Annotated in this window: 24 protein-coding genes; all 24 read left to right on the top strand. The window is 35.0% G+C overall.

The features are described 5' to 3' along the window. The first annotated feature begins 262 nt into the window (after positions 1-262). The 24 genes from SBL15_RS00320 to SBL15_RS00205 all read left to right on the top strand — a co-directional run bounded on the left by SBL15_RS00320 (position 263) and on the right by SBL15_RS00205 (position 11,851). Positions 263-487: a hypothetical protein gene (locus SBL15_RS00320; protein WP_317952376.1), complete on the top strand. Its 225-nt coding sequence runs from the start codon at positions 263-265 to the stop codon at positions 485-487. Beyond that, complete coding sequence (locus SBL15_RS00315) at positions 480-791, top strand: VRR-NUC domain-containing protein (protein ID WP_317954823.1); 312 nt, start codon at positions 480-482, stop codon at positions 789-791. Before SBL15_RS00320 ends, SBL15_RS00315 begins: the two co-directional genes overlap by 8 nt. Positions 792-794: 3 nt before the next feature. Then, positions 795-989 (top strand): hypothetical protein, encoded by a 195-nt coding sequence (locus SBL15_RS00310; RefSeq protein WP_317954821.1) that lies wholly within the window; start codon positions 795-797, stop codon positions 987-989. Positions 990-993: 4 nt separating this feature from the next. Beyond that, positions 994-1,182, top strand: coding sequence for a hypothetical protein (locus SBL15_RS00305; RefSeq protein WP_107614276.1), 189 nt, complete (start codon positions 994-996; stop codon positions 1,180-1,182). Further along, entirely contained in the window at positions 1,139-1,390 is a 252-nt protein-coding gene (locus SBL15_RS00300; protein ID WP_317954820.1) for a hypothetical protein, read from the top strand. The genes SBL15_RS00305 and SBL15_RS00300 overlap by 44 nt, the downstream gene beginning before the upstream one ends. A 4-nt stretch (positions 1,391-1,394) precedes the next feature. Then, positions 1,395-1,856, top strand: a complete 462-nt coding sequence (locus tag SBL15_RS00295; protein ID WP_317954818.1) for a DUF3310 domain-containing protein — start codon at positions 1,395-1,397, stop codon at positions 1,854-1,856. A 6-nt stretch (positions 1,857-1,862) separates the two neighbouring features. Continuing rightward, a complete protein-coding gene (locus tag SBL15_RS00290) occupies positions 1,863-2,297 on the top strand; it encodes a DNA N-6-adenine-methyltransferase (RefSeq protein WP_053038484.1) in 435 nt (144 codons plus the stop codon). A 100-nt stretch (positions 2,298-2,397) separates the two neighbouring features. Further along, positions 2,398-2,709: a hypothetical protein gene (locus SBL15_RS00285; RefSeq protein ID WP_233667494.1), complete on the top strand. Its 312-nt coding sequence runs from the start codon at positions 2,398-2,400 to the stop codon at positions 2,707-2,709. Next, the gene (locus SBL15_RS00280) at positions 2,710-3,030 is read left to right on the top strand and encodes a MazG-like family protein (protein ID WP_317954814.1); all 321 of its coding nucleotides are present in this window, start codon (positions 2,710-2,712) and stop codon (positions 3,028-3,030) included. A gap of 45 nt (positions 3,031-3,075) precedes the next feature. Then, positions 3,076-3,363 (top strand): hypothetical protein, encoded by a 288-nt coding sequence (locus tag SBL15_RS00275; protein ID WP_411861510.1) that lies wholly within the window; start codon positions 3,076-3,078, stop codon positions 3,361-3,363. A 16-nt stretch (positions 3,364-3,379) separates the two neighbouring features. Beyond that, complete coding sequence (locus tag SBL15_RS00270; RefSeq protein ID WP_317954811.1) at positions 3,380-3,532, top strand: DUF1381 domain-containing protein; 153 nt, start codon at positions 3,380-3,382, stop codon at positions 3,530-3,532. Beyond that, the gene (gene rinB / locus SBL15_RS00265) at positions 3,525-3,701 is read left to right on the top strand and encodes a transcriptional activator RinB (protein ID WP_233667496.1); all 177 of its coding nucleotides are present in this window, start codon (positions 3,525-3,527) and stop codon (positions 3,699-3,701) included. The genes SBL15_RS00270 and rinB overlap by 8 nt, the downstream gene beginning before the upstream one ends. Then, positions 3,695-3,826, top strand: coding sequence for a hypothetical protein (locus SBL15_RS00260; RefSeq protein ID WP_267921084.1), 132 nt, complete (start codon positions 3,695-3,697; stop codon positions 3,824-3,826). Before rinB ends, SBL15_RS00260 begins: the two co-directional genes overlap by 7 nt. A gap of 11 nt (positions 3,827-3,837) precedes the next feature. Next, positions 3,838-4,296, top strand: coding sequence for a hypothetical protein (locus tag SBL15_RS00255; protein ID WP_107520203.1), 459 nt, complete (start codon positions 3,838-3,840; stop codon positions 4,294-4,296). 528 nt (positions 4,297-4,824) lie between these two features. Beyond that, positions 4,825-5,124: an HNH endonuclease gene (locus SBL15_RS00250; protein ID WP_317955110.1), complete on the top strand. Its 300-nt coding sequence runs from the start codon at positions 4,825-4,827 to the stop codon at positions 5,122-5,124. A 143-nt stretch (positions 5,125-5,267) separates the two neighbouring features. Then, positions 5,268-5,651 carry a hypothetical protein gene (locus SBL15_RS00245; RefSeq protein WP_107371945.1) on the top strand — a complete coding sequence of 128 codons (384 nt, stop codon included), beginning with the start codon at positions 5,268-5,270 and terminating at the stop codon, positions 5,649-5,651. Continuing rightward, on the top strand, positions 5,638-7,305 hold the full coding sequence (locus tag SBL15_RS00240; RefSeq protein WP_317954798.1) for a terminase TerL endonuclease subunit: 1,668 nt from the start codon (positions 5,638-5,640) through the stop codon (positions 7,303-7,305). The genes SBL15_RS00245 and SBL15_RS00240 overlap by 14 nt, the downstream gene beginning before the upstream one ends. Positions 7,306-7,324: 19 nt before the next feature. After that, positions 7,325-8,503 carry a phage portal protein gene (locus tag SBL15_RS00235; RefSeq protein ID WP_317954796.1) on the top strand — a complete coding sequence of 393 codons (1,179 nt, stop codon included), beginning with the start codon at positions 7,325-7,327 and terminating at the stop codon, positions 8,501-8,503. Further along, positions 8,466-9,179 (top strand): head maturation protease, ClpP-related, encoded by a 714-nt coding sequence (locus tag SBL15_RS00230; RefSeq protein WP_107637462.1) that lies wholly within the window; start codon positions 8,466-8,468, stop codon positions 9,177-9,179. The genes SBL15_RS00235 and SBL15_RS00230 overlap by 38 nt, the downstream gene beginning before the upstream one ends. A gap of 11 nt (positions 9,180-9,190) precedes the next feature. Then, the gene (locus tag SBL15_RS00225; protein ID WP_107637463.1) at positions 9,191-10,399 is read left to right on the top strand and encodes a phage major capsid protein; all 1,209 of its coding nucleotides are present in this window, start codon (positions 9,191-9,193) and stop codon (positions 10,397-10,399) included. Positions 10,400-10,416: 17 nt separating this feature from the next. Then, on the top strand, positions 10,417-10,704 hold the full coding sequence (locus tag SBL15_RS00220) for a hypothetical protein (RefSeq protein ID WP_107637464.1): 288 nt from the start codon (positions 10,417-10,419) through the stop codon (positions 10,702-10,704). Next, the gene (locus SBL15_RS00215) at positions 10,688-11,056 is read left to right on the top strand and encodes a hypothetical protein (protein WP_107505780.1); all 369 of its coding nucleotides are present in this window, start codon (positions 10,688-10,690) and stop codon (positions 11,054-11,056) included. The genes SBL15_RS00220 and SBL15_RS00215 overlap by 17 nt, the downstream gene beginning before the upstream one ends. Then, positions 11,046-11,435: an HK97 gp10 family phage protein gene (locus tag SBL15_RS00210; protein ID WP_107637465.1), complete on the top strand. Its 390-nt coding sequence runs from the start codon at positions 11,046-11,048 to the stop codon at positions 11,433-11,435. The genes SBL15_RS00215 and SBL15_RS00210 overlap by 11 nt, the downstream gene beginning before the upstream one ends. Before the next feature lie 5 nt (positions 11,436-11,440). Further along, positions 11,441-11,851 (top strand): hypothetical protein, encoded by a 411-nt coding sequence (locus SBL15_RS00205; protein WP_233641699.1) that lies wholly within the window; start codon positions 11,441-11,443, stop codon positions 11,849-11,851. Positions 11,852-11,853 lie beyond the last annotated feature (2 nt).

Raw genomic sequence — 11,853 nt, 5'->3', positions numbered from 1 at the left:
TACCAAGTTCCACCATTCGAAGTATTGATATAACAACGTTTTTATCTATTTGTGGAACGTGTGGAACTTAAAATAAGAAAAGTTAATATACGTAAAATAAAAATTTGTTATATAAAGGTTAGACAGTTTATAAGAAATACCCTCCACACGTTCCACAGATTTATCTAATTCATTGGCACACAAGGGTTTAAAGTGTGGAACTTCAAAAAATAAAATTCCACAAAGTTCCGCAAACCTTCCACAAATTTTTGGAGGTAATTGAATGAATAATAAAATAATACAAATATTGAATACTAATAAAAATGTGGCAGCGCAATACGATAGCGGTGATGGAAATATATTCGAATGCCCAGTCGTATGTTTAGCATTGGTTGAAAATAATGAGGGTCACCGATATGTAGAACTAATGGATATGACGAGTGATGGTGAAATAGACTTTTCCGGCTATGATGATAGTCACTTTCTAGGTGTAAAAGTTTATGACTGAACAACAAATACAAAACGATATCATTTTAGAAATAAATAAGCGCGGTCACAGATTGTGGAGAGCAAACGCAGGTAAGGTCGTAACCAAAGACAATCGCGTTATTAAGTTGTTGCCTAAAGGGTTTCCTGACACATTCGGATATCGAAAAACAGACGGTAAGTTTATCGCAATTGAAGTGAAAACTGAAAAAGGCAAGTTAAGACCTGAACAAAAGAAATTTAAAGCATTCGCAGAAACACAAAACATTTTATATGGCGTAGCAAGGAATGTGGAAGAAGCAATCGAAATTGTGGAAGGAGAATAAATCATGCAGGAAGAAACACTAAAACTCACATTCGATTTAACCGTAGAAGTAGAACAGTCTATTTGGATAAACAAACATGCCGATAGAGAAAACTATATCGAACATTACTCTGATAGATATAAAAATGACCCTGACAATTTACTGGATAATATCAAAAACGTTACAGACGTTAGTGTCAGTTACGCAGATTGGAAGTGAAACAATGCCGAAAGTGAATTTAGACGGTAAACGTTACAGATTATGTGATGTATATAAATATTTTGATGTATCTGATAGCACAGTGCGTAAAAGATATAAAGAAGGCTTACGTGGACCAGAACTAATACATGGCAAAGGAGTTTATGAATATGGTGCAGACATACGAAAGAAACGAAAAGCAATTAACGGCTAAGCAGTTGTATGAGATACAGCAAGCTGAACTTAGACACGAAAGAGCGTTGAAACGTAAACGTAGAGAAGAACGCATTGCTAGGGCTAAACGTGCAGAACGTGAAGTTGCTAGGCATAGAGTGAACACTAGGTACTTTAAAAATCTAGTACAGAATAATCTTATGGTTAAAATCAAAACAGATCAATACGGCAATGTGCAGAGGGGGTAACGGAATGGAAAACGTAAGAATAATTGATTTGAAAGTAGATAATATTGTTCAGTTCCAAGCACCATTTAAAGGTATTACTGCTATGCAAACGGCCATAGTCAATCGTGTGTATGCAAAAGAAAAAGGTTTGAAAACAGTTTGGTATGCAGAGGTTGAGAATGCAGGCGGTTATAAATTTATACTTACTGATAATGATGATTTTATCAGAGTAAACGAGCCATTCACACGTAAAGTTGATATGCAGGAAGAACAAGACATGGTAAACGAACCGCCACATTATCAATTCGGTAAGTTCTCAGCACGAGTGATTATCGAATTAGTAGGCAAGACGTACAAATCAGCGTCAGTATTCTATCACGTAGGGAACGCACTCAAATACTTAATGAGAGCGCCTAGAAAGAACGGTTTACAAGATTTAAAGAAAGCTAAGAAAAGTGTTGAATTTGCGATAGAAAATTGGGAGTGATGGTATATGAGTGTTCATTTTAGCAGTAAATCAAATGAATGGACTACACCGCAATATTTATTTGATGAATTGAATGAAGAATTTAATTTCACGTTAGATCCATGCGCAACTGACGAAAATGCTAAGTGTAGTAAATACTTCACTATTGAAGATGACGGTTTAAGTAAAGATTGGTCAAATGATGTTGTGTTCATGAACCCACCTTATGGAAGAGAAATAAAAAAATGGATCAAGAAAGCGTACGAAGAAAGTTTGAATGGTGCAACGGTTGTTTGTTTGATACCAGCAAGAACAGATACAACATACTGGCACGATTTTATTTTCGATAAAGCAGATGACATTAAATTTTTAAAAGGTCGCTTGAAGTTCGGAAATAGTAAAAATAGTGCACCTTTCCCAAGTGCAATAGTCATTTATGAATGTAAGGAGGCCGAACAATGATCTATTTAGGTGTCAACGGCTTTGTGGTTAAGGTGGCAGGAAGTAGAGTGACGATGTTGGTAAGTGAGAACGATATTAAAAGGAACAGGGAGTGTTTGAGATGAACGAAGAAGAATATGAAATTAGATATTTACAATCGCCACATTTAATGGAACATTATCCGAGATTTGATAACTGTAATCAATACATCTTTGATAGTACAGGCGATTATTTATTAAGTGTTGTTAACGAATTAGATTTACACAACTTACATTTGCATAAGACTGGTTTATATGAAATCGCAAAAGTGCATGGTGGAAAATTAATAAGTGAACCTATAAGAAATTTAACGGTAGATGAAATACTAGATATTGTTAATAAAGAAAATGAGTACGGACCAGTAGAAACAAAAAGATTACCGGAGGACGAGTAAATGACTAACACATTAGATCAATTAGTAGAACAAGTCCAACAATGGAGTATCGATAAAGGGTTGCACAATGGTAATAGCTTTACACAATACGCTAAAAGCTCTGAGGAGATGGGCGAGGTTGCTGCTGCTTTATGCAGAAACGATACAGAAGCTCTCAGAGACGGTATAGGAGACGTTGTTGTTACTTTAGTGATATTGGCCCAACAAAACAATATGACGTTGCAGGAGTGCTTAGAACAGGCTTATGGAGAGATTAAAGATAGAAAAGGAGTTATGTCTAAAGATGGGAGTTTCATCAAAGAAGCAGACCTTAAAGAGTAAGGACATAGTAGAAAAAGTGAAAGAGGTGCTGGGGAAGTGAGTATCATAACTATTCATAAGGCTAAAAAGAAACCTATAGAAATCGAATTTATTCAATTTAAAAATATGGTAAGTGCAGGCGAGATTGAAAGGTGGACTAATTTACAAGCTGTTCATGATGATAGTAGCGGTAAAGATTTAATGTATATTGATACGCTAGAAGGTGTCATGACAGCTACCATAAATGACTATATCGTTAAAGGTAAAAAAGGAGAATTCTATCCAGTTAAACCAGATATATTTGAACGAACTTATGATATTTTACCAGATGTTATTAAAGCTGATTATATATAGGATAAGGAGTGAGACCGTGCCACAATACCTAATACGTCAATTCAAAGACAGCACAGGACACATTCACACAGATATAGAGAAAGCACGTGAAAATGAAACGCTACACATTGTGGAGGCTAAAGATAAGACTGAGGCGCTTAATAAATTTAAGGAGGCAAACAATGATTAAACGAATATTAAAGATTTGGTTTACTATCGCTATGTATGAGTTAGGTAAGTACATTACTAATCAGATAATCATTAAGTTACAAAGTGAGGACGAGGTGGACCAAGCGCCACAGGATTTTAATAAGTATGATCATATCCATTTGAATGCGGAGGTGTCTTACCGATGTTGATAATCGTAATACTATTAACCATAGCGCTCATAACATCAATAGGTGTACAGGTTGAGCAACGTAAGGAGATAGAGTTACTGAGAGATATCAATAGAATGATTAGAGATAGTTTACGTAATAAGTAGGAGGTAATCACTTGTACACACACGAACAAATAAGGGATATGATATTTGAATACCATTGGCGTAGAAATAGATTAGTAGACGAGGGATATACTAAAGAGAGTAACGGTACTGCTCAATATGGTATAGATGCTACTATGCCTAAAGGTAAAGGACATACTTCAAATAAGGTATTGAATATCGTCACACGTAATGACACATTGTACAGAGTGTTGTACAAACATATAGAAGTTGTAGAGTTTATAGATAAGTATGAACATAAGATAAATGATGATATGAACCTTAACATCTTGTATGAGTTTAAGAAAGGAAAGAACTTCACTCAAGTCAAAAAGATTATGAAGATTGGTAGAGATACCTTAAACAAAAGAATAGATGAGATTGTGAACAGTTATATCAATCAACAAGAACAACACAAACAACAACATCAACACAATCAACAACTTCAACAAGATAAGCAACATCAACACTAATTTTAAATATACTTATATAAGTTTTATAATTGAGTTAATACGATATGAATATACAGGCACATCACTGGGGGGTGTGTCTTTTATTATGGAGGCGAACTTGTGGACATCATTATAGTATATGGTCCACCTGCGAGTGGCAAGACTACATATGTTAAGCAACACATAACAAACGACGATATGGTTTATGATTATGATGCAATATCACAATCAATCACACTAAGTGAGTATCAGCACTATATGCCACAGGCTCATGACACTTGTATACTCATACGCAATATGATGCTCGATTATACTCGACATATAAGTAAAGGTAAGTTATATGTCATTACTACTTATTTATCCAAGAAGATAACAGACAGAGTATCTAACTATCACATAGTTAGAATGGATACTGATATAGATACGTGTATCGAACGTGTGAACAACAGTGATAGACCGGACAAAGATAAAGTCAAGCAAGTTATAAGAGAATGGTTTAATGATGGTAAAAGTAAACCCGCAAGTGATCGCCATGTAGATAAAGAGACAATGAGGTTCTATAAATCAAAAAAGTGGCGTGAACTCAGAGAAAAAGTTTTACAAAGAGATAATTATGAATGTCAAGAATGCAAGAAAAACGGCATAGTAAAAACTATTGATCGTACAAAACATAAATCTCTTGATGTAGACCATATTAAAGAGTTAGATAGTTATCCTGATTTAGCTTACGATATGGATAATTTAGTCACGTTATGTGTGAGTTGTCATAACAAAAAGCACAATAGATATCAGAAAGGAAAAACATTTCCTAAAAAAGAATCAAAATGGACTGGTGATGAATGGTGGTAAAAAAATAAAGCGTAGCCCCCCACCTAATTATTTTTGAATAAAATATTTTGCGGGGAAACGGGGCAGGGGAATCTTCTCCCGAGATTTATTATAAAATTCTCATGTGTAACCCCCTAGGGGTATAATTGAAAGAGGTGAAGTACATGGAACGTAACGAAGAACAGATTAAACAACATGAAGCACGTGTAAAAAAAGAAAAACAACGACTGGATAAAATATTTAAATCTATACCTGATGATAAAAAACGAGTGGCTCAAGGTCTTATTGTTCAAGCTGCGAGAATGCGTATATTGTTAGATGATGCATGGGTGGATATTCAGGAAAAAGGTGATTATGAGTTATTTACTCAATCTGAGAATGCTCCTCCATATGAAAGGGAAAGACCTATTGCTAAACTTTTCAATTCAAGAGATGCGGCTTATCAAAAGATAATCATGCAATTATCTAAACTACTGCCAGAAGAAATAGATGTTGTGGTTGATAAAGAGACTGGCAATTTAAGGAGTTTGTTGAATGGAAATAAATAAACATGTCAAATGGTACATCGATAAGTATAAACATGGTGAAATTAGACTTAATAGCGATAGGATAAAACTTATTGATCATTTAGAAAATAATGTCTTATATAGAGATGATTTGTATTTTGATAATGAGCAAATCGAATTGTGTATTGCTTTTATTGAAAGGTTTTACTTTAAATTACAGCCTTTTCAAAAATTCCTAATTGCATTTGTATTTCTCTTTGATGAGGAAGATGAACTTTATTTCGAACAATTCTTTTGGCTTGTTGCACGTGGTGCTGGTAAAAACGGTCTAATAAGTGGATTATCGACATATTTCATTAGTGAATTGCATGGTATCGAAAATTATGACGGAACAGTTGTTGCGAACACAGAAAAACAAGCTAAAACGTCATTTGAAGAAATGCATAGAATGATAATCAAACACGGTTTATACGAGGGCAAGATAAACGAAGTAGAAGGTGAAGGCGTATTCGACCTTACAAAACTGAGAATCACATCTACAAAAACTCAAAGTAAATTTGAATATGCAACAAGTAATGCTGGTAGTAAAGATGGTGGACGTGAAGGTTTTATTATTTATGATGAGGTTCATAGATATGAAAATAATGATATTGTGGACGTATTCTCTAGTGGTTTAGGTAAAGTAAAACACCCTAGAGAATTTTTTATTGGTACAGATGGATTTGTTCGAGAGGGGTTCTTAGACAAAATGAAGGAGCGTTCGAAAGAAATATTGGAAGGACGCGCAATGGATGACCGTTTGTTTCCGTTTATCTGTCGATTAGATCATAAAGATGAGAAAGACGACCCTTCAACATGGTCAAAAGCAAATCCTATGTTTGAAGAGCCTATGAGCGACTATGGAAAGCGTCTTTATCGTAAAGTATTAAATCAATATCATGATTTAAAACATAGTCCTAGCGGTTATGAGAACTTTATGACTAAACGTATGAACCTTCCCGAAGAAGATTCAAGTAAAATTGTAGCGTCACGTGATGATGTATTAGCGACAAGTCGAGATATACCCCCACTTAAAAATAAAACTGCCATTGGTGGGGTGGATTACGCAAGTATTAAAGATTTTGCTGCAGTAGGTCTACTTTTCAAACAAGGAGAAGATGTTGTTTGGTTATCCCACTCGTTCGCTAGAAAAGAATATTTAGATCAAGCACAATTAAAGCCTCCAATCAAGGAATGGGAAAGACGAGGTCATTTAACAATTGTGGATGAACCATCAATTAATCCTGCACACATAGTGAATTGGTTTATAAAAATGCGCGAAAAATATGCGATTCAAAAAGTTGTAGCAGATAATTTCCGTATGGATTTAATGCGACCTTTATTTGAAGAAGCTGGATTTGAGATTGAAGTGTTACGAAATCCAAGAGGTGTGCATAGTAAATTAGCACCTCGTATAGAAACATTATTTGCCAACCATAGAATTATATTTGGAGACAATCCTTTAATGCGTTGGTATACAAATAATGTTGCAGTTCACGTCAAAAAGGATGGCAACAAAGAATTCATCAAGAAGGATGAACATAGACGGAAAACTGATGGCTTTCATGCTTTTTTACATGCGCTCTACGCTGTGGATGAGATACAAGAAATCGATTTAGATAAAGCATTTGATTTATTAGATCAACTTAATTTTTAGTAATAAAGGAGGTGGTTAATTGGGCTTTCTGGATGCAGTATTTAAACGTAATTTAGAATTAAGAGATATGCTCGATTTAGATTTAGCTAACGACCCCGCAAACCGTTCATACTTAAAGAGAATGGCGCTTGAGACATCAATTAATTTTATTGCTAGAACATTTAGTCAATCAGAATTTTGGGTTAAAGATGGTCAAGAATTAAAAAGAGATAAGTTGTATTACAAGTTGAATGTTAGGCCTAACACAGATTCAAGTGCATCAGACTTCTGGCATAAGGTTATTTATAAGCTTGTTTATGACAATGAAGTTTTAATTATTAAAACTGATACAGACGATTTGTTGATAGCTGACGATTTTTACAGAGAAGAATTTGCGGTTTACGAAGATATTTTTAAAGATGTTGTAGTCAAAGATTTTAAATTTGAACGTTCATTTAAGATGAACGAAGTCATTTATTTGAACTATAACAATGATAAATTACAACGTTTTGTAGAAAGTTTATTTGCTGATTATGGCGAATTATTTGGTCGCATGATGGATACACAACTTCGCAAAAATCAAATTAGAGGTATTGTGAGCGTTGATTCTGGGGGCGGGAACATTGATAATGCAAAAATGACAAAGTTACAAAAATATATTGATAAAATTTATAGCCAATTTAAGAATAATGGTGTTGCGCTCGTGCCTCAAGTACCAGGATTTGAATATCATGAGCTTTCGAAAGATAGTACAAATGGTAACGATAATGGTGGGGAGAATTTACAAAAAGTAAAACGGATGATTATTGATGATGTTGCCAAGATTATTGGGATTCCATCGAACTTGATTCATGGGGATGTTGCAGATTTAAGCAATGCTATGACTGCATATATAGATTTCTGCATTAATCCTTTAATTTCAAAAATCGAGGATGAATTGAATAGCAAGTTTTTTACTGAAAGCGAATTTTTAAGTGGTAAACGTATAAAAGTTGTTGGTATCAATACGGTAGATCCAATCAAAAATGCAGAAAAAGTAGACAAATTAATATCATCAAGCGCAGCTAAACAAAATGAAGTTCGTGAAATGCTCGGTCTTGCACCTGTTGAAGGTGGAGACCGTTTTATTTTGACTAAAAACTATCAACCTGAGGATGAATTGAAAGGGGGTGAGAATGAAAATGAAGACGAAACAAGAGCTAATGAAAGCAACGTCTAAATATGATTTTAAAAACGAAGTGAAAGACGATAAAGTTGTTCTCACTCTTAGCGGACCGGTGGCGCAATCTTCTATCTTTGCTGATGAAACCATTAACAGTCAAGATATTGCCGAAGCATTAGATGGTGTAGATAAAGATATTGTAATTCGCTTAAACAGCCCTGGTGGTGACGCCTTTCAAGGAATTGAAATTTATAATTATCTAAAAAATCACTCTTCGCACATCACAATTGAAGTTACTGCTTTGGCTGCAAGTGCGGCATCTATCATTGCAATGGCGGCCGATGAGCTTATCATGAGCAAAGGTGCTTCGCTGATGATTCATGAAGCAGCGACCATCGCAATTGGTAATAAGGCGGACGTTAAGAAGACGCTAAATGCCTTAGAAACAGTGGATGCATCTATTGTTGAAGTTTATAAGGATAAAACGGGACTTGATAATGAAGAGATTGAACAACTCATGACTGACGAAACTTGGTTTACAGCAAAAGATGCCGTAGACAAAGGTTTTGCGGATAAAACGAAAGATAAGGTTGAAACACCTAAAGAAGCTCAAGAAGAAGTGGAGAACAATAGTGAAGTAGTCGCTATGAAGAATGAAATCGAGGGGTTAAAAATTCAATTAGCTAATTTCAAAAATAGTAATAATAAACCAAAGAAAAAACGTTATCTATAGGAGGAAAAATTATGACAATGAAATTTAAAGATTCAATCAACAAAGATGTTGAGAATTTAAAGAATGAATATTTTGAGGCAGTAAGAAATGACGCTGACTCTGAAACGATTGAAAATAAATATGCGGAATACATGGCTGCTTTCTCTTCTAATTTGCAGAACGAAGTGTTAAAAGAAGCGCGTGAAGAAGTTTATAACACTTCGACAGATAAGCAAGTGCGTATGAATCGAGGGGAAAACATTCTTACTGCTGAGGAATCACGTTTCTTTACTAACTTAGTAGAAGATGACGCAAACTTAGACACTTACAAAGAAGAGGTTATCTTACCTGAATCTACAGTATTACGTGTGTTTGAAGATATGCAAAAAGCACGACCTCTATTATCTAAAATTAATTTTCAAATCGCCGGTATTAAAACACGTCTAATCGTCGGTGACCCTAAAGGTGCTGCTGTTTGGGGAGAAGTATTCGGTAAGATTCAAGGGCAAATTCAAGCAAATTTTAAAGAATTGAATTTCTCACAAAATAAATTAACTGCATTTGCCATCGTGCCTAAAGATATGTTGGAGTTTGGCCCAGAATGGATTGAGCGTTATGTTCGCTTGCAATTAGCGGAAGCGATGGCACTTAAATTAGAAGAAGGTATTGTTAAAGGCAACGGTGCAGCATCAAATCAACCATATGGATTAACCAAAGATTTAACGTATGATACAGATGGTGTAACAGTAACAGGTGCTAAAGAAAAGACTGCATCAGGCACCCTCACATTCGCAGATGCACAAACAACTGCAAATGAATTAGCACAAGCGCTTACGACACTTTCAACTAAAGAGAATGGAGCGCAAGTAGATGTTAGTACAGGTGTAACACTTCTGGTTAACCCAGCAGATCAATTCTATGTAAAAGCACAAAACACTATGCAAACAGTAAACGGTGCTTGGGTAACGTCGTTGCCATTTAACGTAGATGTTGTAGCATCAGAGTTTGTAGACCCTGATAAAGCTATTTTTGTTGTGGGAAGTCGTTATTATGCAGTCCAAACCGGCTCAGTAACAATCAAGTCATATGACCAAACGCTTGCGTTAGAAGATGCTGATGTGTTTATCGCAAAACAGTTTGCACATGGTATGCCAGACGATAATAAAGTAGCTTTAGTTTACGACTTGGATATCGCTTCAAAACCATCTGCTGACTCAGTATCACCTGATGTAGGCGCATAATTGAAAGGGGTGATTAAATGATCACTCAAAATCATGTTAAAGAAATGAAGCGACGATTAAAAATATTTCATACGTTCGAAGATGAGCATATACACTCATTACTCGAACAATCCTATGAAGATATTAAATATCGTTGCCAAGAATTTGATATGAATGAGAATAACCGTGGAGCTGAGCTTGTATATGAGCGTACAAGGTATGCTTATAATGATAGTTTAGAATTTTTCCACGATAACTTTCTAGGTCAAATCACCTCTTTCGCACTTGAAAATATGAGGGAGGTAGATTATGAACAAGAATTATAAACCACCTAAAATAAGTAGCGGAGACTTACGAGTACCCGTTACTTTTTTTCGTATGGTAGAAAATGACGGTCCATTTCCGGGAAGTAAAAAGAAAAAAGAGGTGTTTACGACGCTTTGTGAAGTTTATGAAAGTTCTACGAAAGATTTAGAAAAAACAAACGGTATAACTGGTGTCCATAAAATTACGATTAATTTTAGAAATCCGCATGCTGATTATCAAATCAATCACTCAGATACGTTCGAACTTATTTATGGATTGTATGAAAATTCTACATTTAAAATAATCGACTTTGCGCCTAATTCAAGTAACAAAGAAATGATTAAAGTAGTAGGTGTAGCAAATGGCGATTAAATTAAAAGGTATGAAAGAATTGGAACGCGAACTTGAAAATAGATATGGCAGAGCAAAAATGAAACGCATTGTGGATGAAGCTTTAGTTGCTGGTGGTCATGTAATTGTTCAAAAAATCAAAAGCAACTTTGAAAGTTTTAAAGACACAGGTGCTAGTAAAGCTGAAGTAAAATTATCTAAACCTTTCACTTTAAATGGCGTTCGAACCATTAAAATACATTGGAAAGGTCCTAAGGAGCGCTACAGAATTATTCATTTAAATGAATTTGGTACGGTCAAGAACCCTAACCCCCGAGGAAAAGGTGCGGTAGAACGTGCTTTAAGAAGTGGTCAAGAGACTTATTTCCAAATTGTTAAACAAAGATTGAAAAGGGGTTGATACGATTGAGAGATATTTTAATGGAAATTTATAACATTCTTATTAAGGATGATTTAGTACAAAAATATGTCGGCAATCGTATTAAGTTTTATGAGTACCCCGAACCATCAGACATGACAAAACCTTATATTGTAATGAGTGAGATTGATGACACATTACCTGTCGAATACGCTGATAACGACAACCTTGCATTAAGTTATCTAGTACAAATCGATGTATTTGTGCCTGAATCTGAGGAGTATCAAGCATATTTTGTAAGGAATAAAGTCAGTTATCACATTTCACGATTAATGAAAGAACAATTGAAGATGGAAAACACATCAAATGCAAAACCGGAATACGACGAAGAATTAAAAATGTACAGGTCCGCTCGAAGATACGAGGGGACCTTTTATCGTTCTGAATTAAATTTATAGGA

It is taken from the genome of Staphylococcus sp. NWU MKU2 (genome assembly GCF_033283605.1).
In the GTDB taxonomy this organism is placed as follows: Bacteria; Bacillota; Bacilli; order Staphylococcales; family Staphylococcaceae; genus Staphylococcus; species Staphylococcus haemolyticus.
The sequence above is the reverse complement of the archived record's forward strand: the minus strand, read 5'-3'. Positions and strand labels throughout refer to the sequence as shown.

Coding starts and splice junctions, on each gene's coding strand:
- SBL15_RS00260 (WP_267921084.1), top strand. CDS start 3,695: ATGTTGATAATCGTAATACTATTAACCATAGCGCTCATAACATCAATA.
- SBL15_RS00230 (WP_107637462.1), top strand. CDS start 8,466: ATGAAGACGAAACAAGAGCTAATGAAAGCAACGTCTAAATATGATTTT.
- SBL15_RS00220 (WP_107637464.1), top strand. CDS start 10,417: ATGATCACTCAAAATCATGTTAAAGAAATGAAGCGACGATTAAAAATA.
- SBL15_RS00295 (WP_317954818.1), top strand. CDS start 1,395: ATGGAAAACGTAAGAATAATTGATTTGAAAGTAGATAATATTGTTCAG.
- SBL15_RS00250 (WP_317955110.1), top strand. CDS start 4,825: ATGAGGTTCTATAAATCAAAAAAGTGGCGTGAACTCAGAGAAAAAGTT.
- SBL15_RS00215 (WP_107505780.1), top strand. CDS start 10,688: ATGAACAAGAATTATAAACCACCTAAAATAAGTAGCGGAGACTTACGA.
- rinB (WP_233667496.1), top strand. CDS start 3,525: ATGATTAAACGAATATTAAAGATTTGGTTTACTATCGCTATGTATGAG.
- SBL15_RS00315 (WP_317954823.1), top strand. CDS start 480: ATGACTGAACAACAAATACAAAACGATATCATTTTAGAAATAAATAAG.
- SBL15_RS00290 (WP_053038484.1), top strand. CDS start 1,863: ATGAGTGTTCATTTTAGCAGTAAATCAAATGAATGGACTACACCGCAA.
- SBL15_RS00240 (WP_317954798.1), top strand. CDS start 5,638: ATGGAAATAAATAAACATGTCAAATGGTACATCGATAAGTATAAACAT.
- SBL15_RS00225 (WP_107637463.1), top strand. CDS start 9,191: ATGACAATGAAATTTAAAGATTCAATCAACAAAGATGTTGAGAATTTA.
- SBL15_RS00320 (WP_317952376.1), top strand. CDS start 263: ATGAATAATAAAATAATACAAATATTGAATACTAATAAAAATGTGGCA.
- SBL15_RS00300 (WP_317954820.1), top strand. CDS start 1,139: ATGGTGCAGACATACGAAAGAAACGAAAAGCAATTAACGGCTAAGCAG.
- SBL15_RS00210 (WP_107637465.1), top strand. CDS start 11,046: ATGGCGATTAAATTAAAAGGTATGAAAGAATTGGAACGCGAACTTGAA.
- SBL15_RS00305 (WP_107614276.1), top strand. CDS start 994: ATGCCGAAAGTGAATTTAGACGGTAAACGTTACAGATTATGTGATGTA.
- SBL15_RS00310 (WP_317954821.1), top strand. CDS start 795: ATGCAGGAAGAAACACTAAAACTCACATTCGATTTAACCGTAGAAGTA.
- SBL15_RS00280 (WP_317954814.1), top strand. CDS start 2,710: ATGACTAACACATTAGATCAATTAGTAGAACAAGTCCAACAATGGAGT.
- SBL15_RS00285 (WP_233667494.1), top strand. CDS start 2,398: ATGAACGAAGAAGAATATGAAATTAGATATTTACAATCGCCACATTTA.
- SBL15_RS00245 (WP_107371945.1), top strand. CDS start 5,268: ATGGAACGTAACGAAGAACAGATTAAACAACATGAAGCACGTGTAAAA.